The sequence below is a fragment of the Ruegeria sp. CF5 genome (assembly GCF_056537325.1).
Genome location: NZ_JBQFRI010000001.1, coordinates 154,981 through 178,718, shown reverse-complemented (window position 1 = coordinate 178,718; position 23,738 = coordinate 154,981). Strand labels below are relative to the sequence as shown.

Genomic DNA, 23,738 nt, shown 5'->3' with positions numbered 1-23,738 from the left:
GGTCCTGAAAACGAACACTCTTTTCAGCTTGAATTTGTCCGCCAATATCCTACACATCAACCCCTTAACGACCTGTTAAAAATCGTGATGGGAAAACCGTGCCAGAAGACTTGAACAGCATGTATCGCGTTCGTGGACACGTAAAATGGTTCGACCCCGCTAAGGGGTTTGGATTTGTTGTGTCCGAAGAGGGCGGTCCGGATATTCTGTTGCACGTGAACGTGTTGCGCAATTTCGGTCAGAGTTCCGTAGCTGACGGTGCGAGAATCGAAATCATGACTCACCGGACCGATCGGGGTGTTCAGGCTGTCGAAGTCGTCAGCATCGAACCGCCCGAGCGGACCGATACGATGATGCTTGCAGATTTTGCCGAGCTTGATCCGGCGGTCATTGAGCAGGCACCGCTTGAGGCGGCCCGTGTCAAATGGTTCGACAAGGGCAAGGGGTTCGGTTTCGCCAACGTGTTCGGCCGTGGCGAGGATGTATTCCTACATATCGAGGTTTTGCGCCGCTCGGGTTTGGCAGACCTTCAGCCCGGCGAGGCGCTGGCTATGCGGGTGATTGACGGCAAGCGCGGGCGTATGGCCGCTCAGGTTCTTGCCTGGGAAGCAGCTCTGACTGACTGATTTGGCGACATGAAGAAAACCCTCGCGATTCCGGCCATGCTTGCACTCATGATGGCCGGAGCCGTCGAGGCGGCCTGTCGACCGGATGTTGTCGATCTGAAAAACGAACAAACAACAATCCGCTTCAACATTGAGTTGGCCGCCACCCCGCAGGAACGGTCGCGTGGATTGATGTTCCGCGACTCGCTCCCGAACAGGTCGGGGATGCTGTTCGTATTCGACCCTCCGCAGCGTGTTGCGTTCTGGATGAAGAACACCCTGATTCCCCTCGACATGATCTTTCTGGACCAGACCGGTACCGTGGTTCATGTGCATCAGGGGGCAGTTCCGGGTGATCTGACCCCGATCGAAGGGGGGGATGACGTGTTTGCCGTACTCGAAATCAATGCAGGCCTGTCTAGCCGCTATTCGATTCGTACCGGGACTTTCATGCGCCACGAAATTTTTTCGCAAGGTACCGCAATCTGGCCCTGTTAGGGCTTTTCAAATCAGAAACACCCCGTTAGGAAGGCGCACGGTCCGGGGCGTGGCGCAGTCTGGTAGCGCACCTGTTTTGGGTACAGGGGGTCGTGAGTTCGAATCTCGCCGCCCCGACCACTTCCACATCACTTTGGTGTACCGCCGGCAACGCGGTAAAGGCGGGTCAGCTTCCTGTCCAGCGTCTGGCTTTTCACAGGTATGCGCAGGGTGGTGCCATCTTTTTGTGGCACCGTTAGGAACAGATCCGCGTCGACCTGAAACCCGACCTGATTCTTGGTTGTCTTAAGCTGAATGACGCTTTGGGGTAGTTTCAGCGTATAGCCGTCGAAATTCAGGATAAGGTATGCGGTGGTTTCAGGTGGCAAGAACTGCCTGCATTCGCTGGTACTTGGGCCAAGTTGTCGAAACTCCTCACCAGGATCCGTGCATGATTCTTCGAAGGCGTCGAACAACTTTTCAGGATATTCCGAAAACTGGGCACTACGAGAAACAGGGCCTGTTTCCTGTGGTGTACAGGCCACGATAATGACCGAGGCGAACAAAAGATGGAACAGGCGCATAGCCAGATTGCTCCAATTCAGAATGCTTGATGCATTTACCCTAGGCGATCTGTCGCGTTCTAGCGACCGTGATTCTTTGATGGGGGCAGAAACCGGGATCAGGGTCAGGACGTTCTGGTAACTGTGCCACAAAAAAAGGGAATTCCTGTCCGGACTAAATCCGGTGATCCGTATCAGACCATGGACAAGTCTGTGGAGGAATCGAATTTCCGTACGATGGCCCGGCAGGTCAACACAAAAGATATCAAAATCCGCGAAATTTTGCCGTTGACCTCGTAGGGGTCTATACGCCAAATTGTGTGGGCCGAATGCGCTGCCACTAAATCTGGTAGGTGATGACCGGAAAGGCAGCAGGCGAGGGACAAAGGCACAGCTATAGTTTCGTGCGACCATTCAGATGGTTTCGACCGCATTTTGCGGTGACGGGATCATTGCGCCCTAAAGTATTCGGTGCGCCGGAAAGCAGCAAGCTTACGGCATTTGTGGCGGATTGAGCCAGGTATTGAATTGGTGAAGCTAGGGCGGCGGACATGAAGATTGAAAGAAAATTTACCAAACCGGGGCAGGACGCATACGCGGAACTGAACTTTGTTTCGGCAACGTCCGAAATTCGCAACCCGGATGGAACGATCGTATTCCGCCTTGAAGGTATCGAAGTCCCTGAACGTTGGAGTCAGGTTGCCAGCGATGTGATCGCGCAAAAATACTTCCGCAAGGCCGGTGTTCCGTCACGCATGAAGAAGGTCAAGGAAAAGGGCGTTCCGGAATTCCTCTGGCGGTCCGTTCCCGAAGAAGGTGCCGAGTTCATTGGTGAAACATCGTCCAAGCAGGTGTTCGACCGGCTGGCGGGCGCGTGGGCGTATTGGGGCTGGAAAGGCGGATATTTCTCGACCGAGGAAGACGCGCGCGCTTATTTCGACGAGATGCGTTACATGCTGGCGACCCAGCGCGCCGCGCCAAACTCACCTCAGTGGTTCAACACCGGTTTGCACTGGGCATACGGCATCGATGGGCCGGCGCAGGGGCATCACTATGTCGACTATAAGACCGGCAAGCTGACCAAATCGAAATCTGCTTACGAACATCCGCAGCCGCACGCGTGCTTTATCCAATCCGTCGATGACGATCTGGTGAACGAAGGCGGCATTATGGATCTGTGGGTGCGTGAGGCGCGCCTGTTCAAATACGGCTCGGGTACCGGGACCAACTTCAGCCATCTGCGCGCAGAAGGCGAAGCGCTGTCGGGTGGCGGCAAGTCTTCGGGCCTCATGGGCTTTCTCAAGATCGGCGACCGCGCCGCTGGCGCGATCAAATCAGGCGGGACAACCCGTCGGGCAGCAAAGATGGTAATCGTCGATGCAGATCACCCGGACATCGAGCAATTCATCGAATGGAAGGTGATCGAAGAGCAGAAGGTGGCCTCGATCGTTGCCGGATCGAAGATGCACGAGAAGATGCTGAACGGCATTTTCGAGGCCATCCGCAGCTGGGACGGTGCGCAAGACGACGCGTACGATCCCAACAAGAACGACAGCCTGAAGAAAGCGGTTCGTGAGGCGAAAAAGGTCGCGATCCCCGAGACTTACATCAAGCGCGTGCTGGACTACGCCAAGCAGGGTCACGACAGCATCGAATTCCCGACCTACGACACGGACTGGGATTCGGAAGCCTATAGCTCGGTTTCGGGCCAGAACTCGAACAACTCGATCCGTGTGACCAACGCGTTCCTGACGGCTGTTGAAAAGGACGCCGATTGGGAATTGATCAACCGCACCGATGGCAAAGTCTCCAAGACCGTCAAGGCGCGTGATCTGTGGGAGAAAGTCGGCCACGCCGCATGGGCCTGCGCCGATCCCGGCATCCAGTTCCATGACACCGTTAACGAGTGGCACACATGCCCCCAAGACGGCGAGATCCGGGGCTCGAACCCGTGCTCGGAATACATGTTCCTGGACGACACGGCCTGTAACCTGGCGTCGATGAACCTGCTGACCTTCCTGAAGGATGGTGAGTTCCAGGCAGCGGACTACATGCACGCCTCGCGTCTTTGGACCTTGACGCTGGAAATCTCGGTGACCATGGCGCAGTTCCCATCGAAGGAAATCGCGCAACTGTCCTATGATTTCCGCACGTTGGGTCTGGGCTATGCGAACATCGGCGGCCTGCTGATGAATATGGGCTACAGCTATGACTCGGACGAAGGTCGAGCGATCTGTGGCGCGCTGACAGCGATCATGACCGGTGTTGCCTATGCAACTTCGGCAGAGATTGCGGGTGAACTGGGACCGTTCAAGGGGTACGAGCGGAACGCGGATCACATGCTGCGCGTCATCCGCAACCACCGCCGCGCTGCGCAGGGTGTGACTGAGGGCTACGAAAAGCTGGCGGTCAAGCCTGTGCCGCTGGACCACGGCAACTGCCCCGACAAGCGTCTGGTCGATCTGGCCATGACGGCCTGGGATGAAGCGCTGAGCCTTGGTGAACAAAACGGCTACCGCAACGCGCAGGCCACCGTGATCGCGCCGACCGGCACCATCGGTCTGGTGATGGATTGTGACACCACCGGGATTGAGCCGGACTTTGCTCTGGTCAAGTTCAAGAAACTGGCCGGTGGCGGTTACTTCAAGATCATCAACCGCTCGGTACCGTCGGCGCTGGAAAAGCTGGGGTATTCCTCGGCTCAGATCGAAGAGATCGTGGGCTACGCGGTTGGTCACGGCACCATCGGTAACGCGCCGGGAATCAACCATACTTCGCTGACCGGTCACGGTTTTGGCCCCAACGAACTGGCCAAGGTGGACGCCGCGCTGGAAAGCGCCTTCGACATCCGGTTCGTGTTCAACCAGTGGACACTGGGCGAGGATTTCTGCACCGGTGTTCTGGGCATCCCGGCCACCAAGCTAAACGACCCGACCTTCGATCTGCTGCGCCATCTGGGCTTTACCAAGGCGGATATCGACGCGGCCAACGACCATGTCTGCGGAACCATGACGCTGGAAGGCGCGCCGCACCTGAAGGAAGAACACTACGCGATCTTCGACTGCGCCAACCCGTGCGGCAAGAAAGGTAAGCGTTTCCTTGGTGTTGATAGCCACATCACCATGATGGCAGCGGCGCAGAGCTTCATCTCGGGTGCGATCTCGAAGACGATCAACATGCCGAATGACGCAACCATCGAGGATTGTCAGAAAGCGTATGAACTCAGCTGGTCGCTGGGTGTGAAGGCCAACGCGCTCTATCGAGACGGCTCGAAACTGTCTCAGCCTTTGGCCGCAGCATTGGTCGAGGATGACGATGAAGCAGCCGAGGTTCTGGAAACAGGATCGGCGCAGGAAAAGGCGGTTGTTCTGGCCGAGAAGGTCATCGAAAAGGTTGTGGTCAAAGAAGTCATCCGCAGCCATCGCGAAAAGCTGCCGCATCGCCGCAAGGGCTATACCCAAAAGGCAATCGTAGGTGGGCACAAAGTTTATCTGCGCACCGGCGAGTTCGAAGACGGCCAACTGGGCGAAATCTTCATCGACATGCACAAGGAAGGCGCGGGCTTCCGGGCGATGATGAACAATTTTGCCATCGCAGTGTCGGTCGGCCTGCAATACGGCGTACCGCTGGAAGAATTCGTGGATGCCTTCACCTTCACCAAATTTGAACCGGCAGGGATGGTGCAGGGCAACGACTCGATCAAGAACGCGACGTCGATCTTGGATTACATCTTCCGCGAACTGGCTGTTTCCTATCTGGACCGTACTGATCTGGCGCATGTCAAACCCGAAGGCGCTGCGTTTGACGACGTTGGGCGTGGCGAAGAAGAAGGCGTGTCGAATGTTGCCGAGATCAGCGACAGCGCTGCAACCAAGTCACTGGAGGTTCTGAAGCAGATCAGTTCGACCGGCTATCTCCGCAAGCGTTTGCCTCAGGATCTGATGGTGTTCAACGGAGGCCAGACTGAAATTGGCGGCATGTCAGAATCCTCGGTCGAATTCCAGACACAGACTGAAACTGTTGTCGTCAGCGAAGCCGCGACCGGAATGGATGCCCGCACAAAGGCGAAGATGCAGGGATACGAAGGGGACCCGTGCGGCGAATGCGGAAACTACACGCTGGTGCGTAACGGCACCTGCATGAAGTGCAACACATGCGGATCCACAAGCGGATGCTCGTGATCCGAAACTGAAAACGCACTGGCAACGGTGCGTAGGGGCCGGGGTATCCCTCGGTGATCCGGTCCCGACGAATACGGGGCAAGGCAATGCCTGAGACTTACCCAAGGCGCCTTGTCTCACTCGGTGAACATGCCCGTGTTCACCGGGAACAGGGTGGGGCGGAATATATTGCTCCCTCCCACTCTCTCACGGGGCGGGTGCGCTCGTCCCATGCGACGTCCAGGCCGCAGGCAAAAAAACACCGGGCGGTCAATGAAATGAGCCTGGACGGCGAAACTGATAGGGGGCTTCGGCCCCCTTTCTTTTTCATCAGCGAGTCGTACTGGTTGAGCAAGGGATTGCCATTTCGCCCCCTGGGTGTCGGACAAGACTGGCCGAATTGAGATCTGATGGTTTGGCCAAGCGGCAGACCGCATATGAAAAACCTCGAATCGCGCGGGCTTTGGCGCGAATTGCCATGTCATCTGTCAGGGTCGTGACACGGGGCAATGATTGGGTGTTTCTGATGCCTGTCCGGACGCAATAACCCCCTCAATTCAATCAGGAGTATCCATAATGAAACCGAACAAAGTAGCCGTTATCGCAGCAATCGCATTTGGGCTGCCCGTCGTGGCCTTCGCCCAATCAGGCGCGGATGCCAACGGCGATGGCGTTCTGACCATAGACGAAGTTCAGGCGGTTGTGCCTGAAATGGATGCCGATGGCTTCTCGCAACTGGATGCAAACGGGGACGGGGCGCTGGATCAGGCCGAGATTGCAGCAGCCCAAGAAGCAGGCTTGCTGCCCGCAAGCAACGGCTGATCCTGCATTGCATCCAAACGGCGGCCCGAGGCACTTCGGGCCGCCACTTTTATTTTCAATGCATTACGCGGGCAAGTGAATGTTAAACTTGGCGCGCAATTCTGCATCAAGCAGCGGATCGAACCGGGCTGGCGAAGGATTTGCAAGGATTTCCTCTTTGCGGGCTGTGGCCTTTTCCAGCAGATCGGGCTTGCCCAGTTCCGACCATTCCTTGGGTGAAGTTCGATCCCCGAGTGTCGGATAAACGTAATCCACCTGCATCCGGCTGAGCGTCGCGTCCGTACCCAGGTAGTGTCCGGGCCCACCCAGACAGACCTCGGCGATCTGATCCAGCGCCAGTGTGTCGTCGTTAACTTCGATCCCACGGACGCAGCGAAGAGCCTGACCAATCAGGTCGTCGCTGAGGATCAGGCTTTCAAAGCAGAACCCCAGAAGCGAGGAATGCATACCGGCAGATTCATAGACCATGTTTAGTCCAGACAGACCGGCCATGACGTTCGAGCACATCTGTTCCCACCCGGCTTGCATGTCGGGCAGTTTGGAATCTGATGCCCCCGCAGCAGCGCCACCGGGCAGGCCGTAAAATTTGTGCATTTGGGCACAACCGGCACTCAGCAGGGCCTGTTCGCCAGACCCCACCGACATCGCGCCGGTCCGCAAGTCCAGACCAAAGGGCCAGGTGCCAAAAATCGCGGGTGCACCGGGCTTTACGGCATTTACATAAACCAGCCCCGCAAGGCATTCGGCAGTGGCTTGGGTTATGGCACCTGCAACCGTTGATGGTGCAGTTGCTCCAGCCATACCGGCTGACAGCAGCAGCACAGGCATCCCGGCCTTAATGCATTCTTCCATCACTTCGCAGCTTTCGGTTGCGAATTTCATGGGGGGAACGACGAAACAGTTCGAGTTGGAAACAAAAGGCCGCTCGCGCCATTTGTCCTCTCCTCCCGCGATCATGTGCAGCATTTCCATCGCAGGCGCGACATAGCTGGGATCGGTGAAGGAAGTGCCGATGTGTTTGTATGTTCCCGAACAGCACGCATAGATCGTGTTCAGGTCCATTTCCTGATTGTCCAGAATGTCACGACACACCATAGGGCGCTGTACAAAATGGATATTTTCCAGATTTTCGCAGATTCGAGACGCGTCATGCAGATCCTGAACCGTCGAATCGCGATATTCGCGCCCATGCACGTCGACCATGTGCACAGCAGCACCCGCGGTGCCATAGTGGACGCGGTGGCCTGACAGCTCCAGATCGGTCTTTCCATCGCGGCTGTATAGGGTGACCGAGCGGTTGGCCTTGGCCAGCATGTCCTCGACCAGCGCGCGGGGGAACCGGATGCGGCCGTCATCGCCCAGTATGCAGCCCGCTCCAACCAGATAGTCGATACCGCTTTGCGGTGCGTCGGCCAGACCGATGGTTTCTAACGCGGTCAATGCGGCGTTATGAATACGCTCCATATCTTGCTGGCTAAGTGGTTTGTATGTGCCGCCCTCCATGCCGGGGCGTACAGGGCGCAGATGTTCGGGCAGGGCTGCGGCCCGTGCCGCACGGCGCGCAGAGCGCCCGCCGCTACGAGAAGAGCTTCGGGATTGATCGTTCATGAGAGTGTTCCGAATTTTTGAACTTGAAGAGGTGGTGAAGTCTCAACAAGAAAAAGGGCGACCACGCGCAGCGCGCCCGCGGTCGGCACCGATGGTACGGCTTACCAAACGGATTTTCCAAAAATCGCCGTGCATTCGGCCCCTCTAACATTCTTCAGTCTAGGTTGGCATCTTGTCCGGATTCGATCTGTTCTGTTTGCGACCTGAGTTCAGATGTTTTTTGGGCAACAGAATCAACATCGATCCAACAGCGTTCCTAACTTGAATATTGGCGATTGTTCGAGTGATTGAGAGCGATTGTGATCAGTGCAAAAGCATGCGTTCCAAAGATTTTTTCCCGTATGACGAGAATTTTGCTATACTCACTTCACATTCGTTAGAGAAGGGCATCCGCTAGGTTGAAGCATTCAAGGGGTTTTTCCATATCAATTACTAAGGTCCGGGCTGTTCTACCAATCGAAATGGTCTGGTTGTTTCCGATTTTCGGAGTCGCAATATGGCAAAGTTGATTTCAGTATTGGTGGCCTTTTCGGTTCTCGTTTCAACCCCGGCGTGGGCTGAGGACTGGACCGGGCCATATGCTGGTTTCAGCTTTGGATATTCCGATGCGGATGGGCCGGGCGGTCTTGGCGGCAGTGGAACAAATTTTGGCCCGCATATCGGGTATGACTATGATTTCGGCAGCCTTGTTCTGGGTGGAGAGCTGGAATTCAACTGGAATGATCTGGATTTGGGAACAGGCGGCGGCAGCATCGACGATATAACGCGTCTGAAGCTGAGGGGCGGGTATGATTTCGGTCCGGCACTTGGTTACGTGGTTGTTGGTGCCGCACGTGCAGGCGCTTCGGGTGACAGCGATACTGCTGCGGTTTACGGAATCGGCGTCGCCTATCCCGTAAACGACCGATTTGTCATCAGCGGTGAGGCGTTGCGCCAGAACTTCAGTGATCTGAACGGACAATCCGGCGACGCCGATACCAACACATTCAATCTCAGGACGACCTTCAGGTTCTGACGGAACGCTCGACGGCTCACCCGCTACTCTGCAGCGTGCTGCTCAGCCAGACCTGCAGCAAAGTTGCACAGGGTCTGCAATGCAGTGGCAAATGCATCGTCTTCAATTGTCATGGCGACGCGAACGTGTCCAGCAGCAGACGTTCCAAAACTTTCGCCGGGCATTACCGCGATTGAGTGCTGGTCCAGCAGCGCATTTGCGAACTCGTCACCGCTGAGGCCCGTGGCCCGCACATTCAGCATCAGATACATCGCGCCTCCTGCCGGAATTAGTCCGACGGTGTTTTGACGCGAAAGAATTTCCATGGCCAATGCGCGCCGACGGCGAAATGGTTCGGCGATGGCTTCTTCTAGATCGGTGCCGGTGCTGAGCGCATAACTGGCAGCATCCTGAACAAATCCCGGAACGCCGTATGTGGTGTGGGTGGCAAGGTTGATCAGATGCTCGATAATCTCCTTGGGTCCAACGATCCAGCCACAGCGCGATCCGGTCATTGCGTGTGATTTCGACATAGAACCAACAACAAGAGTCCGCTCGGTCATGCCGGGCAACGCGCGGGGCGAAATGTGCTCGCCTTCCCAAATTTGCGTGTCGTAAACTTCGTCCGAGATCAGCCACAAGTCGCGTTTTCGGCAAACCTCGGCGATGCCTTCCAACGTCTCACGCGGATACACGACCCCTGTGGGGTTGTTCGGCGAGTTGATCAAAAGCGAAACGGCTCCTTCCGCAGCACTGTCGATGTCGGCAGGTTGCGGTAGAAAGGCATTTTTTGCCCGGGTAGGAACAGCCTTGGCAACGGCTCCGACCCCGCGAATGGTGCCGGGATAGGTCGCGTAATACGGATCAAGATACAACGCTGTATCGCCGGCGTCGCAGGCAGCCATGTGGGCCGCGAAAAGGGCAGCCTGACCACCGGATGTGATCAGAACATTGTCGCGTTTCGTCGGAACTCCGGTCCGCGTCTGAACGCGCGCGGCCACAGTGTCGCGCAGCAGGGCCGTACCAGGAACCATCGCATATCCGGTGTGGCCGCCACGGGCCGACGCATCCATCGCTGCCAGAATGGAGGGATCGGTACGAACGTCATGTTCACCAATCGTCAACTCCGTTACGGCGATGCCTTCGGATTTCATCCGGCGTGCGCGATAAAACACCTCCCAGCCGTCTGATCCCCCGCTGGTCAGGTTTGTGATGCGATGCGACAGTTTCATCACTGGACTCCTTGGAACTTTCCAGCGCGGAGAGGGGCAGACGGATGACAGTTTGTCAATCAACTTCGCGGCGGCAATGTCGCCTTTATCTTTTTCGTCAGAGATGCCCGCACGATGTCATACGACGCGACCACCCGATGCCGGATTTCTTCCTCATCCGTTCCCCATGGCAGGCGAAGCCAGCTACGATGAAAATAAGGCGCTTTTGTTCCTACTCCCGCGTCGATTAGCATCTGGGCGGTTTCAATATCGGGCGTCTTCACCGACACGCTGTCATTTGCTGTACCGATGCAGGCAAACATCTTACCTCCAACTTTCCAAGCATCATGGCCGCCTCCCCATGGGTCCGAAACCTCGGCCCCGGGGAGTGTTTTGCAAATTGAATTCACTATCTCTCGGCTCATTCATTCAGTTTGCACGGGTTCAACGATCACTCAAGCCTTGGCGTTGGTGCGGGCTCGTGATATGGCGGTGGGCATGAACCGGATGACTTGCATCATTATCTGCTGCATTTCCTGCTGAACTTTCAAGCGGGCCGGTTTCTTTCGTTTTCATCTCCGAGACAAGTTGCTAAGCCCGCGTCAACGCGCAAGCCCATGGCTTAAGGACCTGACCGATGACGACGATCAAGCTGCACAACACCCGGACTCGGACGAAAGAGGATTTCGTTCCAATCGATGCTGAAAATGTCCGGATGTATGTCTGCGGACCGACCGTTTATGACCGGGCGCATCTGGGAAATGCGCGGCCTGTCGTGGTGTTCGATGTACTCAACCGATTACTGCGTCACGTCTATGGCGCGGATCACGTGACCTATGTGCGCAATTTCACCGACGTGGATGACAAGATCAACGCACGCGCAGCCGAAAGCGGACGGCCTATCAGCGACATTACCGCCGAAACGACGCAGTGGTTTCTGGATGATATGGGGCAGCTTGGTGCGCTTGAGCCGGATCATATGCCGCGCGCCACGCAATATATCGAGCAGATGATCGCGATGATCGAAATTCTGATAGACAAGGGCCACGCCTATGCCGCCGAGGGCCACGTTCTTTTTGCAGTGGATTCGTGGAAAGAGAAATACGGAAAGCTTTCTGGTCGTTCCGTCGATGACATGATTGCCGGTGCGCGGGTCGAGGTTGCGCCCTACAAAAAGAACCCGATGGACTTTGTTCTGTGGAAACCCTCGACGGATGATTTGCCAGGATGGGATTCGCCGTGGGGCAGGGGCCGTCCGGGCTGGCATATCGAATGCTCGGCTATGGCATATGAGCTGCTGGGTGAGAGTTTTGACATCCATGGCGGCGGCAATGACTTGATGTTCCCGCATCACGAGAACGAGATAGCGCAAAGCTGCTGTGCACACCCGCATGGCGAGTTCGCCAAAGTCTGGATGCACAATGAGATGCTGCAGGTTGAAGGCAAGAAGATGTCCAAGTCGCTGGGCAACTTCTTTACCGTGCACGATCTGTTGGAGCAGGGCGTGCCGGGCGAAGTGATCCGCTTTGTGTTCCTGCAAACGCATTATCGGAAGCCGATGGACTGGACCGAAAAGAAAGCGCGCGAAGCCGAGGCAACCTTGCGCAAGTGGCGGGCGCTGACAGCGGGCATCGAACCCGCGGTCAGCGCGTCGCCCGCCGTCATCGGTGCGCTGGCCGATGATCTGAACACTGCGGGCGCCATCACCGAACTGCATCGTTTGGCAGCGGATGGCGATGTTGCGGGCCTGTTGGCGGGCGCGCAGTTGCTTGGGTTGTTGTCGGAAGGGTTGGGCGCGTGGGCCGAAACTGCTGAACTGGATTTGTCTTCGCATGAAAAGAAACTTGCAAGCGCCCGGGCAATTGCCATGGAAAGCAAGAATTTCGCCGAAGTAGACCGGTTAAAGGCTGCGTATCTGGCAGCTGGCCTGGAGGTTCGCATGAGCAAATCAGGTGTGGAGCTGGTTCCAGGCCCCGGATTCGACGCCGCAAAGCTGGAGGCGGTCTGATGGTATTGGAAAATCAGTCAAAGGAACGCCTCTATCTCTACGATACCACGCTGCGGGACGGGCAGCAGACGCAAGGCGTGCAGTTCTCGACCGCTGAGAAGGCGCAGATCACGCAGGCATTGGACGAGTTGGGCGTTGACTATGTCGAAGGCGGCTGGCCCGGTGCGAACCCGACCGACAGCGCATTTTTTGACGCGGCACCGGCAACCAAGGCGCGCCTGACCGCTTTTGGCATGACCAAGCGATCAGGCCGGTCGGCGGAAAACGACGACGTGCTGGCCGCGGTAATGAATGCCGGTACACAGGCAATCTGTTTGGTCGGCAAGGCACATGACTACCATGTCACGCAGGCGCTTGGCATCCCGTTGGAGGAAAATGTCGAGAATATCCGCGCCTCGATGGCTCATATCGTCAGTCAGGGGCGTGAGGCGTTGTTCGACGCCGAACATTTCTTTGACGGATACAAGGACAACCCGGAATACACCATTGCAACCTGCCGTGCCGCGCTGGATGCGGGCGCACGTTGGGTGGTTCTGTGCGACACCAATGGAGGCGTTTTGCCTGCCGAGGTCGGGAGGATCGTGCATGAGGTTATCGCTGCCGGACTGCCGGGTGACCGGCTGGGCATTCACTGCCACAACGACACCGAGCAGGCGGTGGCTTGTTCGCTTGCCGCAGTCGATGCGGGCGCGCGGCAGATTCAGGGCACTTTGAACGGGCTGGGCGAGCGCTGCGGCAACGCGAACCTGACAGCGCTGATCCCGACATTATTGCTGAAGGAACCTTATGCGTCGCAATTCGATATCGGTGTAAGCCGCGAAGCTTTGTCCGGACTGACACGCATCAGCCGGATGCTGGACGATATCCTGAACCGCGTACCAAGCAAGCAGGCGGCGTATGTGGGCGCCTCGGCCTTTGCGCACAAGGCGGGCCTGCACGCCAGTGCCATTCTGAAGGATCCGACAACCTATGAACATGTTGAACCATCAACTGTAGGTAACAGTCGCATCATTCCCATGTCGAACCAGGCGGGTCAGTCGAACCTGCGCAACCGGCTGGCTGAGGCGGGGATTGTGGTCGAAAAGGGCGATCCGGCGCTGGGGCGCATTCTTGAGCGGATCAAGGTGCGCGAGGGCGAGGGGTACTCGTATGACACCGCTCAGGCCTCGTTCGAATTGCTTGCGCGGGATGAATTGGGCCAGTTGCCGCAGTTCTTTGAGGTCAAGCGGTACAAGGTGACGGTCGAGCGGCGCAAGAACAAGTACAACAGGATGGTCAGCCTGTCCGAGGCGGTCGTCGTGGTGAAGGTGGATGGCGAGAAAAAGCTGTCTGTTAGTGAATCGCTGGATGACAACGGAAGTGATCGCGGTCCTGTGAATGCTCTGGCCAAGGCACTGGCCAAGGATTTGGGGCGATATTCCGAAGTACTGGATGACATGCATCTGGTGGACTTTAAGGTCCGAATAACTCAGGGCGGGACCGAAGCCGTCACGCGCGTCATCATCGACAGCGAGGACGGTACAGGACGGCGGTGGTCTACTGTTGGAGTCAGTGCGAACATAGTTGACGCGTCATTTGAGGCTCTGCTGGACGCAATTCAATGGAAACTGGTGCGCGATTGCGGGGCACAGGCCACAGCGGCGGAATAGCGGTGCAGTTCGACGATGACCTAAGAGCTTGTGCCGAGCTGGTGCAACGGGCCGACCCCGATAGGTTTCTTGCCACCATGGCGGCCCCGGTTGCAGCCCGGGCCGTTTTGTTTCCGTTGTATGCCCTGAATGTCGAAGTTGCGCGGGCGCCATGGGCTACACAAGAGCCGATGATTGCCGAAATGCGGCTGCAGTGGTGGCGCGATGCCTTGCAGGAGATCGCCGAAGGAAAGACAATCAGGCGACATCAGGTGGTAACGCCACTTGCACAGGTTCTTTCCCCTCATCTTGCTGAAAAATTAGATGAATATATCGCCGTAAGGCGCTGGGATATATACAAAGAACCTTTTGAGGATAGCGAGCATTTCGACAATTACATCGACCAGAGCTCGGGCACTTTGACACTGGTTGCCGCGCAGGCGATGGGCGTGGCAGAGGAAAGCGTTCTGCGAGATTTTGGCTATGCGTTGGGCGTTGCAAACTGGCTTCGTGCAATTCCGGAACTGGAAGCACGAGGTCGAATTCCGCTTTTGGATGGAACTCAGGACGGTGTTCGCCAATTGGCAGGCAAGGCAACGGAGCGATTGGCGCGCGCCCGCTCAAAGCGCACCTTGATAAGCGCTGAGTCGCGGCCTGCGATGTATTGTGGCTGGCAAACCGGTGCGATCCTGCACCAAGCGACCGCAGACCCCAAAAGGGTGTCGGGCGGGGCGCTGGGTCAAAGCGAATTCCGCCGCCGCGTGGATCTGATGGCGCGTGTAGTGACGGGGCGGTGGTAGGTCGGCCTTCAGGCTTCCTTCGGGCGCATCGTCAGCCACATCAGGGCACCACCTGCCAGCGTCAGCAACGGAACCATCGCCAGATTGACCGCCGTCCAACCCTCGACCGGTGAACCGCCCGAGCAGTTCATCAACCCGCCAGAGGCCAGCGACGCCATGGTCACGCCACCAAACACCAGAAGGTCGTTCAGGCCCTGCATTCTGCCGCGTTCGTGAATCTCATGCTCGCTGGCCAGCATTGTGGTTGCTCCGATAAAGCCGAAATTCCAGCCAATGCCTAACAAAATCAGCGCGATAAAGAAGTTACCAAGCTCAACACCCTGCAGCGCAACGACGCCCGCACCTGCCAGAATGGCCAGCCCAAGGGCAACGATCTTTTCGACACCGAACCGGGCGATCAGGTGGCCGGTGAAGAAACTGGGAACGTACATCGCCAGCACATGGCTTGTGACGACATCGGCCGCATCACCTTCGGTATAACCGCAGCCGACGACAGCCAGCGGAGTTGATGTCATCACCAGATTCATTAGCGCATACGAGACCATCGCACAGATGATGGCGACCGCGATGCGCGGGGTTTTAAGTAATTCCAGACGACTCCGCCCTTTAGGCGCGTCGGCCTGAGGGCGGGGCGGTTTGGGGATATCTAGGAAAAAGAACAGCCCCGACCCGACGATATTGACCGCAATCACCGCAAAATACGTGCCGAGAAATGGAATCACGTAAGATTGCGAGGTCAGCTTGACGATCTGTGGACCGATGATAGCAGCCGCCAGACCTCCCGCCATGACATACGAAATTGCCTTGGGGCGAAACTCGTCCGAAGCTGTATCCGCAGCGGCAAAGCGGTAAAACCCGTGCGCGCTCATGTAGATGCCGGTCAGCAGGCTGCCCAGCAGGAATATCGGGAACGACCCGAGGTACAGGCCATAAGCGCCCACCATGCCACCCAGTGCCCCCGATGTGGCACCCACCAGAAATCCGGTGCGCCGTCCCCATCTTTGCATGATGGCCGAGATCGGAGTGGCGGCCAGCATCGAGCCAAGGACAATCAGCGATATCGGCAGGGTCGCAAGACAGGGGTTGGTTGCCAGCGACTGACCGGCCAGCCCGCCAACCGTGAAAATCATCGGCATCTGCGCGCCGAGAATGGCTTGCGCAGCAACCAGAACGGCAACGTTGCGTTTGGCCTGACTGTTGTCGGGGGCGGTTGAGATCATCGTCATGCACGCATGGGTATCGGTGAATTCATTTGCGCACAAGCGGGTTGCATATGCGGCAAAGGGGCCTAACGTGCAGGCATCCACGGAAGGGGGAAATATGTCCGTAGGTCGGATTATCGAGACACCGGATTGCGTGACCGAAGGCGCTGCGTGGCTGGCGGGTGCCTGCCCGCGCATGGCCTATGCGATGGAACAAACCGGCCCCTTACCGTTGCGACGTCGACCGGATGGATTTGCGCAATTGCTCAGCGCTATCGTCAGTCAGCAGGTCAGCGTTGCGTCGGCCAATGCGATCTGGAAGAAGATGCAGGATGCAAAACTGACCGGGCCTCGCAAAATCATGTGGGCCACGGATGAGGATTTGCGTGCTGTAGGGCTGAGTCGGCAAAAGATACGCTATGCGCGGGCGTTGGCTGAGGCCCGTATAGATTACAAAGCGTTACGAGGTGCTTCTGACAAAGAGGTCGTCGCGATCCTCACTGAGGTGCCGGGAATTGGCGTCTGGACCGCTGAAATCTATGCGATGTTTTCTCTTGGCCGTGCGGATGTCATCGCACCGGGCGATCTGGCCCTGCAAGAGGCGGCGCGGGTTCTCTACGATTTGCCAAAACGCCCCACCGACAAGGAACTGCGGCAAATGGCCGAAGCATGGTCACCCTGGCGTTCGGTTGCGGCCCGCGTCCTGTGGGCCTATTACCGCGTGGCCAAGGACAGGGAAGGGATCAGATGACAAGGGTTTTGAACGCGCTCCGGAAAGAACCGGTTTCGGGCGACACGCGCTCGGTCGTGGTATTCGTGCACGGATATGGTGCCAACGGGGCGGACCTGCTGGGGTTGGCCGATGTGCTAGGTGAACATCTGCCTGACACGCTGTTTGTTGCCCCCGATGCGCCTGAGCAAATCCCCGGTATGCCCAACGGGTTTCAGTGGTTCCCGATCCCTTGGATCGATGGCTCATCCGAGGAAGAGGCCCGCCGAGGCATGGAAATGGCAGTTGAAGACTTCAATGCCTTCCTTGATGCCCTAATGGTCGATGAAGATGTGCTGCCGGAACAGGTTGTTCTGTTCGGATTCTCGCAGGGCACAATGATGAGCCTGTTCGTCGCCCCACGTCGCGAAGACCCAGTGGCTGGCATCGTCGCGTTTTCTGGGCGTTTGCTGGAACCGGACCTGTTGGCCGATGAGGTGGTCAGCCGGATGCCCATTTTGCTGGTGCATGGCGATGCCGATGATGTGGTACCGCCCCAATCGCTGCCGGAAGCCGCCGAGGCCCTGCAGACTGCTGGTTTCAAAGAGGTCTATGCGCATGTCATGAAAGGCACAGGGCACGGCATAGCACCTGATGGGCTGAGCGTGGCGCTGGCATTTATGCGTGACAAATTGAGCCTCTGACCATGATCGCAGTCCGCCCGATGATGCGCGAGGATGTGGCGGATGCTTGCCGCATCCTCAACCAGATCATTGCCATTGGCGGAACGACTGCGTTTGAGATCCCGTTTTCGGAACCTCTGTTCGCACAGAGCTATCTGGATGGGGCAGACAAGATTTGCTGTCACGTTGTGTTGGATGAGCAGGGTGAAGTGGCGGGATTTCAATGGCTTGGCATACATGAAGCACTGCCTGATGATTGCGCGGACATCGCCACCTTCATCAGACGTGATCCGGTCCTGAAAGGGGCAGGGCGCGCATTGTTTTCCGAGACAGTCAAGGTGGCGACTTCGTTGGGGTTTCAATCGATCAACGCCACAATCCGCACCGATAACGCACCGGGCTTGAGTTACTATGACAAGATGGGATTTCGGGATGTGTCAGTCGCTTACGGCGTACCGCTTCGCGACGGGACACCGGTGAATCGGATATCCAAGCGGTTCAACCTGCGTTAATCCCACAGATGCCCTTCGGCGAATTCGACCGAGTTGCCGGCAGGGTCGCGGACATACAACGACCTTACGCCACCAGGCCAGTCAAATTCGGCATCAAGCGGGATGTTCCAGTCCAATAGATGTTTGCGCATGATCGCAATCTCATCCCGGGAAAGTACAAGGCAGACATGTCCTGCACCGCGCGCTCCGTGCGAGGGAACGGGCAGGTCAGGGTTATTTGGCGGTTGTTCTGTTTGGTCCGGGTTGAACAGCAACAGGACCGAGCCGCCGACCCGATAGAAAACGTGCCGGTTCTCGACACGCTGTATTTGGGTCAGCCCAAGGATTTCGCCATAAAACCGCTCGGCGGCATCCAGATCGTCCACATAAAGGGCAGCTTCCAGAATGGCGGAAGGGGCCGGTATGTCCGGTGTGACCTTCATGAAATCAGTTTAGCCACTGTAACGCCTTCTGTCACCGGCGGGGGCGTCGGTCGCGTTTGCGCTGAGGTGCGGCGTTCAGATTCGGCAATGGAAGGCTTTCCCATTGACCGGGTTGCAGCCCATCCAGTGACCAGTCGCCAATACGTGCGCGGATCAGGCGTAGTGTAGGGTGGCCAACAGCAGCCGTCATCCGGCGCACCTGGCGGTTGCGTCCTTCGCGCAGCGTCAGTTCGATCCAGCTATCGGGAACCGTTTTGCGCACTCTGATTGGTGGTACACGTTCCCACAGATCAGGTGGCTCATCCATCAGTTGCACTTTGGTGGGGCGGGTCTGACCGTCCTTAAGCTCGACACCTTTTCGCAGAGCGTTAAGTGCAGCGGCGTCGGGTTCACCTTCGATCTGAACCCAATAGGTCTTAGCCATTTTATGCTTTGGGTCCGAGATTTGCGCCTGCAGTCGCCCGTCGTTTGTAAGCAGCATCAAACCCTCGCTATCCCGATCCAGACGGCCAGCCGGATATACACCGGGCAGGTCGATAAAATCTGACAATGTAGGACGTGGCGATTCCGAATTTGCCCGGTCAGTGAACTGGGGCAGGACATCATAAGGTTTGTTGAAACGGATAAGCCAGGACATGAAACCGCCATAGCCCGATGAAGGGTCACAGTGCAACCTGTGGATAACTGTCACGTATCTGTTACGGATTCGCCTTACCCAGTCTTCGACATATTGTGTAAACTCAGGGCTTGTCAGAGTTTTACCACGATATATAGTCATAGTAAGACCGGGGCGGGTGCTCCCCGCTCTGATGTCACAAAAGGGCAGTACAGAGCGAGGAGAGATTCTGTAATGGACGGAGATTTCAGGACTGAATTTGTCAGAGAGCCGGGTGCGCTGAAACATCATCCGGCGTTGGTTCTGAATGCTGACTACCGCCCACTTTCGTATTATCCGCTATCTCTCTGGCCCTGGCAGGAGGCGATCAAGGCTGCTTGGCTGGATCGCGTGGACATCGTTGCTGAATATGACGAAGTAGTCCGCAGCCCCAGCACTCAGATACGAATACCGTCGGTCGTTGTTCTGAAGGACTATGTAAAACCCAGAAAGCGCGTGGCCTTCACGCGCTTTAATTTATTTCTGCGGGACGAATTCTGCTGTCAGTACTGCGGCAGCAGGGGGGATCTGACCTTTGACCATGTTGTCCCTCGCGCGGCGGGCGGCGTAACAAGCTGGCAGAACGTTGTTGCGGCTTGCAGCCCCTGCAACCTGCGCAAGGGCTCAAAGTCGTTGCGGCAGGCTGGAATGGCATTACGCAAACCGCCGAGGCAGCCCGAGGCTGAAGAACTGCAAAATGTGGGCCGTAAATTCCCGCCCAACCACCTGCATGAGAGCTGGATGGACTTTTTGTACTGGGATGCTGAACTGGACGCGCAGTAGCTTCAGTTGCTTTTCCAGGCTGCGATCCACACAAGAACCAAGCCCATTGACACCAGCGCATTCCAACCGGCCATCGACACTCCAAACAATTCCCACGGAATTTCGTCGCACCTGACCAGCGGCGCCGCCAATATCTGATCCATCAATTGTTGCGGTGTCAGTCCGCCAATATCACCGGACGTGCATGTGGAAGGGCCTTCCCACCAGCCGCGCTCCACACCTGCGTGAAACAGACCGACCGCAGCGGTGGTCAGCGCAGCAAGCGCGCCCAGAGCGGGCAAAATCCGGAGTTTCGGCACAGCCAGCGCGACAACGCCGATGACGGCGGCGGCTGCATGCGGATAGCGCTGCCAAATACACATCTTGCACGGCGCAAGACCGCCTAGGTACTGAAACCCCCACGCGCTCAGCAACATCGCGGCAGAGCCCAGCGCCGCAATCAGAACCAGCTTATTTCGATGTGTCATAGATAACGTACCACCGCGAAGCCTCCGATCAGGAGGACGATGAAGACTGTAAAGACCAAACCCAGACGCTTTTCAATGAAATCGCGGATAGGCTCTCCGAAACCCCAGAGCAATCCGGCGACAACAAAAAACCGTAGCGCTCGGGCCAGGATGGAAGTCGCGACAAATGTTCCAAGTGGCATTCCGGTCCACCCGGACATGATCGTGATGACCTTGTAGGGAAACGGCGTTACTCCGGCGGTCAGAACAGCCCAGAACCCAAAGTCGTTAAAACGCTCATTGAATTCTTCCATTGCATGCGCCTTGCCCATCGACTCGAGGATGGGTTGGCCGACGCTTTCATAGAAAAACGCCCCGATCGCATATCCCAAAAGCCCACCCAGAACCGACGCGACCAAAGCGACGGTCGCGATCAACCACGCTTTGGACGGACGGGCGAGAATCATTGGAATCATCAGTACGTCCGGAGGAATCGGAAAAAATGAACTTTCGACAAAAGCGACGACAGCCAGCGCCCACATGGCGTGTGGATGCTCGGCCAGACGAATCGTCCGGTCATAAAGTGCTCGCAACATCTGATGCGCAATCCTTGAAACTGTTGCGTTAAGCCAAATCATGAGGTCGGCAAAGCGTCAACCACTCAGGATCGAAATCAGGTTTGAATTCTGTGCTTTTGCCTCTGGACCTTACTGCCTGTGGGCGCTAATCCAGTGATCGTGGCCCAAGTGGCGGAATGGTAGACGCAGGGGATTCAAAATCCCCCGCCTTCACGGGCGTGAGAGTTCGAGTCTCTCCTTGGGCACCACTGATTTTAATGGGATAATCGCATTTTCCGCTCTAGTGAATTTAGGGGCGATTACACTTGCTAACACTTTCACGTCCTAGTCCCGTTCTGTTCTAGCCTCAGAATCGGCGTGTCTACGCGGCCTTGGACAACAAGCGACGAACCGTCTTGCGGCGAAAAAAAAACGACCATTTCGGTACTTTGATTTTTGACGGCCTGAATTTCAACGTCTGAACATCCAGCCTCAGTCAGCCGGATAATCGCGGGTTTTCGCAGGCCGCGCAGAACATAAGGTTTAGCGTTGGCCGCCAGATCCTTACGCCAGGCGCGAAACGATTTTCTAAAGTCATAGTAGCCCAACGGCTCGCTTAGGTTCACCGCTAAGTGTCACGACTGAGCCTGCAGCCAGTTTAAGTGCAATCCAAGCTTCCGGGACTGTCAGGACGTCAAGATACGGCGTCTGCTTACTGGTCGGGGCAAACACATAACGAGGGTAGAACATCGGCGCGACCAAGGCGGCAAAAAAAGGGTCGCGCGGTGGCGGCTATTTCAGGCTTTATGGAGCACTTGTTTCAACAGGGCAACGGACGGGAAACAAATTGTGATTAGAAATTAGACAATTACGGACCAATTTTGTGGTAGACTAGGATGAACTTAGCGCGCTGGGACGAAGGAGAACGAAATCTAGAGGAACTTTAAAAATGGAGATTTTCGAGCAGTTTGCAGAAGAGTATGGGCGGACAAAGCTCATCGAAATGACATTGCAGGACTATTTGCTGGAATGTCGTGAAAATCCAACGATGAGGGCTACCGCTGCCGAGCGGATGGTAGCCGCAATTGACGAACCAGAGCTTGTCGATACCAGTCAAGAGGCTCGGCTCAGTCGCATTTTTCTTAATCGTACAATCAAACGATACAAACCCTTCCAAGACATTTATGGCGTCGAGGAAACCATTGAGCGAATCGTTGGCTTTTTCCGCCATGCCAGCCAGGGCCTCGAGGAACGCAAGCAAATCCTCTATCTGTTGGGTCCGGTCGGTGGGGGCAAATCAACGCTTGCCGAGATTCTCAAGAACCTTATGGAGCGGCAGCCAATTTACGTGCTGAAGGCGGGTGACCAGATCAGCCCAATCTTTGAGTCTCCCCTTGGCCTTTTCGACCGTGAGCGGATGGGGGATCTGCTGGAGAACAAGTACAACATTCCCAAACGGTTGTTGAACGGATTGATTTCGCCATGGGCTGTCAAACGCCTGCAGGAGTTTGACGGCGATATTTCCCAATTTTCGGTTGTGAAACTCTACCCGTCGAAACTGCGCCAGGTTTGCGTTGCGAAAACCGAACCGGGCGACGAAAACAATCAGGACATTTCTTCGCTTGTCGGAAAGCTCGATATACGCAAGCTGGAGGAATTCAGCCAGAACGACCCGGATGCTTACTCCTATTCCGGCGCTCTGAACCGCACCACGCAAGGCTTGATGGAATTCGTGGAGATGTTCAAGGCGCCGATCAAGGTGCTGCATCCCTTGCTGACCGCTACGCAGGAGGGGTCTTATGCGGGCACAGAGAACATCGGTGCTTTCCCCTTCCAGGGTATAATAGTTGCGCATTCGAACGAAGCAGAATGGCAGCAGTTTAAAAACAACAAGAACAACGAGGCCTTTCTGGATCGGATCAGTCTGGTCAAGGTTCCCTATTGCCTGCGTGCCTCGGACGAAGCCCGAATTTACGAAAAGTTGCTCGAGGAAAGCAGCCTTGGCGAATCCCCCTGTGCGCCGGAAACGCTGTCCATCCTGAGCCAGTTCAGTGTTTTGACACGGCTGAAAGAGCATGAAAACTCGCCAACATTTTCCAAGCTTCGCGTCTATGACGGTGAAACCCTGAAGGATACCGATCCCAAAGCGCGGTCAGTGCAGGAATATCGGGATGCGGCCGGGGTGGACGAGGGGATGACGGGCACGTCAACCCGCTTTGCGTTCAAAGTACTGTCCGAGACCTTCAACCACGACACCGAGGAGGTGGGTGCCGATCCGGTTCATCTGCTCTATGTTCTTGAACAGGCTGTGAAACGCGAACAATTCCCCGACGAGGTTGAAAGCCGGTACTTGTCTTTCATGAAAGACGATTTGTCGCCACGCTACGCGGAATTCATCGGTAACGAGATCCAAAAAGCCTATCTGGAATCCTATTCTGACTTTGGTCAGAACCTTTTCGACAGATACATCGCCTACGCTGATGCCTGGATCGAAGATCAGGACTTCAAAGATCCGGATACCGGCCAGATTCTCAATCGCGGCGTTCTGGAGCAGGAGCTTGAAAAGATCGAAAAACCGGCCGGAGTTTCCAACCACAAGGATTTCCGAAACGAAGTGGTCAAATTCGTGCTGCGTGCACGGGCCAACAATCGCGGTCGCAATCCGGATTGGCGCAAATATGAGAAGCTGAGACGCGTGATCGAAAAGCGCATGTTCGGTCAGATCCAGGACTTGCTGCCGGTCATCAGCTTTGGCGCCAAGCGGGACAAGGAAACCGAAGCCAAGCATAACGAGTTTATTGATCGCATGATCGGCCGCGGCTACACGCGCCGTCAGGTCAGGCGCCTGGTTGAATGGTACATGCGGGTCAACAAGGCAGGATGAGGAGTCTAT

22 protein-coding genes and 2 tRNA genes are annotated in these 23,738 nt (G+C 56.5%); 15 read left to right on the top strand and 9 right to left on the bottom strand.

The genetic code is table 11. The annotated features are described in order from the left end of the window. The first annotated feature begins 119 nt into the window (after positions 1 to 119). The 3 genes from ACR0NW_RS00855 to ACR0NW_RS00845 all read left to right on the top strand — a co-directional run bounded on the left by ACR0NW_RS00855 (position 120) and on the right by ACR0NW_RS00845 (position 1,223). A complete protein-coding gene (locus ACR0NW_RS00855) occupies positions 120 to 626 on the top strand; it encodes a cold-shock protein (protein WP_480449430.1) in 507 nt (168 codons plus the stop codon). Between the two features lie 9 nt (positions 627 to 635). Further along, positions 636 to 1,103 carry a DUF192 domain-containing protein gene (locus tag ACR0NW_RS00850; protein ID WP_480449432.1) on the top strand — a complete coding sequence of 156 codons (468 nt, stop codon included), beginning with the start codon at positions 636 to 638 and terminating at the stop codon, positions 1,101 to 1,103. Positions 1,104 to 1,146: 43 nt separating this feature from the next. Then, a tRNA-Pro gene (locus ACR0NW_RS00845) sits at positions 1,147 to 1,223 on the top strand. An 8-nt stretch (positions 1,224 to 1,231) separates the two neighbouring features. Here ACR0NW_RS00845 and ACR0NW_RS00840 read toward each other — a convergent pair. Next, positions 1,232 to 1,666 carry a hypothetical protein gene (locus ACR0NW_RS00840; protein ID WP_480449433.1) on the bottom strand — a complete coding sequence of 145 codons (435 nt, stop codon included), beginning with the start codon at positions 1,664 to 1,666 and terminating at the stop codon, positions 1,232 to 1,234. Positions 1,667 to 2,196: 530 nt separating this feature from the next. On the opposite strand from ACR0NW_RS00840, the gene ACR0NW_RS00835 reads away from it, so the two are divergent. Both ACR0NW_RS00835 and ACR0NW_RS00830 read left to right on the top strand, forming a co-directional pair. Next, positions 2,197 to 5,826 carry a vitamin B12-dependent ribonucleotide reductase gene (locus ACR0NW_RS00835; protein ID WP_480449434.1) on the top strand — a complete coding sequence of 1,210 codons (3,630 nt, stop codon included), beginning with the start codon at positions 2,197 to 2,199 and terminating at the stop codon, positions 5,824 to 5,826. A 555-nt stretch (positions 5,827 to 6,381) separates the two neighbouring features. Next, entirely contained in the window at positions 6,382 to 6,627 is a 246-nt protein-coding gene (locus tag ACR0NW_RS00830; RefSeq protein WP_480449435.1) for an EF-hand domain-containing protein, read from the top strand. Between the two features lie 63 nt (positions 6,628 to 6,690). Here the strand turns inward: ACR0NW_RS00830 and ACR0NW_RS00825 are convergent, their stop codons facing one another. Then, the gene (locus ACR0NW_RS00825; RefSeq protein WP_170655740.1) at positions 6,691 to 8,235 is read right to left on the bottom strand and encodes a trimethylamine methyltransferase family protein; all 1,545 of its coding nucleotides are present in this window, start codon (positions 8,233 to 8,235) and stop codon (positions 6,691 to 6,693) included. Between the two features lie 496 nt (positions 8,236 to 8,731). Here ACR0NW_RS00825 and ACR0NW_RS00820 point away from each other — a divergent pair, with 496 nt between their 5' ends. Then, positions 8,732 to 9,250, top strand: coding sequence for an outer membrane protein (locus tag ACR0NW_RS00820; protein WP_480449436.1), 519 nt, complete (start codon positions 8,732 to 8,734; stop codon positions 9,248 to 9,250). Between the two features lie 23 nt (positions 9,251 to 9,273). Here ACR0NW_RS00820 and ACR0NW_RS00815 read toward each other — a convergent pair whose 3' ends face one another. Together ACR0NW_RS00815 and ACR0NW_RS00810 are read right to left on the bottom strand one after the other, a co-directional pair. Then, entirely contained in the window at positions 9,274 to 10,461 is a 1,188-nt protein-coding gene (locus ACR0NW_RS00815; protein ID WP_480449437.1) for a pyridoxal phosphate-dependent aminotransferase, read from the bottom strand. Positions 10,462 to 10,520: 59 nt separating this feature from the next. Next, positions 10,521 to 10,865, bottom strand: a complete 345-nt coding sequence (locus tag ACR0NW_RS00810; protein ID WP_480449438.1) for an MmcQ/YjbR family DNA-binding protein — start codon at positions 10,863 to 10,865, stop codon at positions 10,521 to 10,523. A 212-nt stretch (positions 10,866 to 11,077) separates the two neighbouring features. Here ACR0NW_RS00810 and cysS point away from each other — a divergent pair, with 212 nt between their 5' ends. The 3 genes from cysS to ACR0NW_RS00795 are packed head-to-tail and all read left to right on the top strand — an operon-like array spanning position 11,078 to position 14,876. Continuing rightward, complete coding sequence (gene cysS / locus ACR0NW_RS00805; RefSeq protein WP_480449439.1) at positions 11,078 to 12,448, top strand: cysteine--tRNA ligase; 1,371 nt, start codon at positions 11,078 to 11,080, stop codon at positions 12,446 to 12,448. Continuing rightward, positions 12,448 to 14,097, top strand: coding sequence for a citramalate synthase (gene cimA / locus ACR0NW_RS00800; protein ID WP_480449440.1), 1,650 nt, complete (start codon positions 12,448 to 12,450; stop codon positions 14,095 to 14,097). Before cysS ends, cimA begins: the two co-directional genes overlap by 1 nt. Next, complete coding sequence (locus ACR0NW_RS00795) at positions 14,049 to 14,876, top strand: phytoene/squalene synthase family protein (RefSeq protein WP_480449442.1); 828 nt, start codon at positions 14,049 to 14,051, stop codon at positions 14,874 to 14,876. Before cimA ends, ACR0NW_RS00795 begins: the two co-directional genes overlap by 49 nt. 8 nt (positions 14,877 to 14,884) lie before the next feature. Here the strand turns inward: ACR0NW_RS00795 and ACR0NW_RS00790 are convergent, their stop codons facing one another. Continuing rightward, a complete protein-coding gene (locus tag ACR0NW_RS00790; RefSeq protein ID WP_480449615.1) occupies positions 14,885 to 16,096 on the bottom strand; it encodes an MFS transporter in 1,212 nt (403 codons plus the stop codon). A gap of 100 nt (positions 16,097 to 16,196) precedes the next feature. Here ACR0NW_RS00790 and ACR0NW_RS00785 point away from each other — a divergent pair, with 100 nt between their 5' ends. The 3 genes from ACR0NW_RS00785 to ACR0NW_RS00775 are packed head-to-tail and all read left to right on the top strand — an operon-like array spanning position 16,197 to position 17,982. After that, positions 16,197 to 16,829: a DNA-3-methyladenine glycosylase family protein gene (locus tag ACR0NW_RS00785; RefSeq protein ID WP_480449443.1), complete on the top strand. Its 633-nt coding sequence runs from the start codon at positions 16,197 to 16,199 to the stop codon at positions 16,827 to 16,829. Beyond that, positions 16,826 to 17,491 carry an alpha/beta fold hydrolase gene (locus tag ACR0NW_RS00780; protein WP_170655724.1) on the top strand — a complete coding sequence of 222 codons (666 nt, stop codon included), beginning with the start codon at positions 16,826 to 16,828 and terminating at the stop codon, positions 17,489 to 17,491. The genes ACR0NW_RS00785 and ACR0NW_RS00780 overlap by 4 nt, the downstream gene beginning before the upstream one ends. A gap of 2 nt (positions 17,492 to 17,493) precedes the next feature. Next, on the top strand, positions 17,494 to 17,982 hold the full coding sequence (locus ACR0NW_RS00775; RefSeq protein ID WP_480449445.1) for an N-acetyltransferase family protein: 489 nt from the start codon (positions 17,494 to 17,496) through the stop codon (positions 17,980 to 17,982). Here the strand turns inward: ACR0NW_RS00775 and ACR0NW_RS00770 are convergent. Together ACR0NW_RS00770 and ACR0NW_RS00765 are read right to left on the bottom strand one after the other, a co-directional pair. Continuing rightward, positions 17,979 to 18,404 (bottom strand): VOC family protein, encoded by a 426-nt coding sequence (locus tag ACR0NW_RS00770; protein WP_480449446.1) that lies wholly within the window; start codon positions 18,402 to 18,404, stop codon positions 17,979 to 17,981. The two genes, ACR0NW_RS00775 and ACR0NW_RS00770, sit on opposite strands and share 4 nt — an antisense overlap. Positions 18,405 to 18,435: 31 nt before the next feature. Continuing rightward, positions 18,436 to 19,041: an rRNA large subunit pseudouridine synthase E gene (locus ACR0NW_RS00765; protein ID WP_480449447.1), complete on the bottom strand. Its 606-nt coding sequence runs from the start codon at positions 19,039 to 19,041 to the stop codon at positions 18,436 to 18,438. A gap of 213 nt (positions 19,042 to 19,254) precedes the next feature. Here ACR0NW_RS00765 and ACR0NW_RS00760 point away from each other — a divergent pair, with 213 nt between their 5' ends. After that, positions 19,255 to 19,842, top strand: coding sequence for an HNH endonuclease (locus ACR0NW_RS00760; protein WP_170655718.1), 588 nt, complete (start codon positions 19,255 to 19,257; stop codon positions 19,840 to 19,842). Between the two features lie 2 nt (positions 19,843 to 19,844). Here the strand turns inward: ACR0NW_RS00760 and ACR0NW_RS00755 are convergent, their stop codons facing one another. Next, the gene (locus tag ACR0NW_RS00755) at positions 19,845 to 20,309 is read right to left on the bottom strand and encodes a disulfide bond formation protein B (RefSeq protein WP_480449448.1); all 465 of its coding nucleotides are present in this window, start codon (positions 20,307 to 20,309) and stop codon (positions 19,845 to 19,847) included. Next, on the bottom strand, positions 20,306 to 20,884 hold the full coding sequence (locus ACR0NW_RS00750) for a YqaA family protein (protein ID WP_170655714.1): 579 nt from the start codon (positions 20,882 to 20,884) through the stop codon (positions 20,306 to 20,308). The genes ACR0NW_RS00755 and ACR0NW_RS00750 overlap by 4 nt, the downstream gene beginning before the upstream one ends. Before the next feature lie 144 nt (positions 20,885 to 21,028). Between ACR0NW_RS00750 and ACR0NW_RS00745 the strand changes: the two genes are divergently transcribed. Next, positions 21,029 to 21,114, top strand: a tRNA-Leu gene (locus ACR0NW_RS00745). Between the two features lie 680 nt (positions 21,115 to 21,794). Continuing rightward, a complete protein-coding gene (locus tag ACR0NW_RS00740) occupies positions 21,795 to 23,729 on the top strand; it encodes a PrkA family serine protein kinase (RefSeq protein WP_480449449.1) in 1,935 nt (644 codons plus the stop codon). Positions 23,730 to 23,738: the final 9 nt, after the last annotated feature.

Excerpts from the sequence above, each read along its gene's own strand:
- ACR0NW_RS00850 (WP_480449432.1), top strand. The coding sequence starts at position 636 with ATGAAGAAAACCCTCGCGATTCCGGCCATGCTTGCACTCATGATGGCC.
- ACR0NW_RS00825 (WP_170655740.1), bottom strand. The coding sequence starts at position 8,235 with ATGAACGATCAATCCCGAAGCTCTTCTCGTAGCGGCGGGCGCTCTGCG.
- ACR0NW_RS00770 (WP_480449446.1), bottom strand. The coding sequence starts at position 18,404 with ATGAAGGTCACACCGGACATACCGGCCCCTTCCGCCATTCTGGAAGCT.
- ACR0NW_RS00755 (WP_480449448.1), bottom strand. The coding sequence starts at position 20,309 with ATGACACATCGAAATAAGCTGGTTCTGATTGCGGCGCTGGGCTCTGCC.
- ACR0NW_RS00840 (WP_480449433.1), bottom strand. The coding sequence starts at position 1,666 with ATGCGCCTGTTCCATCTTTTGTTCGCCTCGGTCATTATCGTGGCCTGT.
- cysS (WP_480449439.1), top strand. The coding sequence starts at position 11,078 with ATGACGACGATCAAGCTGCACAACACCCGGACTCGGACGAAAGAGGAT.
- ACR0NW_RS00790 (WP_480449615.1), bottom strand. The coding sequence starts at position 16,096 with ATGATCTCAACCGCCCCCGACAACAGTCAGGCCAAACGCAACGTTGCC.
- ACR0NW_RS00820 (WP_480449436.1), top strand. The coding sequence starts at position 8,732 with ATGGCAAAGTTGATTTCAGTATTGGTGGCCTTTTCGGTTCTCGTTTCA.
- ACR0NW_RS00835 (WP_480449434.1), top strand. The coding sequence starts at position 2,197 with ATGAAGATTGAAAGAAAATTTACCAAACCGGGGCAGGACGCATACGCG.
- cimA (WP_480449440.1), top strand. The coding sequence starts at position 12,448 with ATGGTATTGGAAAATCAGTCAAAGGAACGCCTCTATCTCTACGATACC.
- ACR0NW_RS00830 (WP_480449435.1), top strand. The coding sequence starts at position 6,382 with ATGAAACCGAACAAAGTAGCCGTTATCGCAGCAATCGCATTTGGGCTG.
- ACR0NW_RS00815 (WP_480449437.1), bottom strand. The coding sequence starts at position 10,461 with ATGAAACTGTCGCATCGCATCACAAACCTGACCAGCGGGGGATCAGAC.
- ACR0NW_RS00780 (WP_170655724.1), top strand. The coding sequence starts at position 16,826 with ATGACAAGGGTTTTGAACGCGCTCCGGAAAGAACCGGTTTCGGGCGAC.
- ACR0NW_RS00785 (WP_480449443.1), top strand. The coding sequence starts at position 16,197 with ATGTCCGTAGGTCGGATTATCGAGACACCGGATTGCGTGACCGAAGGC.
- ACR0NW_RS00740 (WP_480449449.1), top strand. The coding sequence starts at position 21,795 with ATGGAGATTTTCGAGCAGTTTGCAGAAGAGTATGGGCGGACAAAGCTC.
- ACR0NW_RS00760 (WP_170655718.1), top strand. The coding sequence starts at position 19,255 with ATGGACGGAGATTTCAGGACTGAATTTGTCAGAGAGCCGGGTGCGCTG.
- ACR0NW_RS00765 (WP_480449447.1), bottom strand. The coding sequence starts at position 19,041 with ATGTCCTGGCTTATCCGTTTCAACAAACCTTATGATGTCCTGCCCCAG.
- ACR0NW_RS00775 (WP_480449445.1), top strand. The coding sequence starts at position 17,494 with ATGATCGCAGTCCGCCCGATGATGCGCGAGGATGTGGCGGATGCTTGC.
- ACR0NW_RS00795 (WP_480449442.1), top strand. The coding sequence starts at position 14,049 with ATGGAAACTGGTGCGCGATTGCGGGGCACAGGCCACAGCGGCGGAATA.
- ACR0NW_RS00750 (WP_170655714.1), bottom strand. The coding sequence starts at position 20,884 with ATGTTGCGAGCACTTTATGACCGGACGATTCGTCTGGCCGAGCATCCA.
- ACR0NW_RS00855 (WP_480449430.1), top strand. The coding sequence starts at position 120 with ATGTATCGCGTTCGTGGACACGTAAAATGGTTCGACCCCGCTAAGGGG.
- ACR0NW_RS00810 (WP_480449438.1), bottom strand. The coding sequence starts at position 10,865 with ATGAGCCGAGAGATAGTGAATTCAATTTGCAAAACACTCCCCGGGGCC.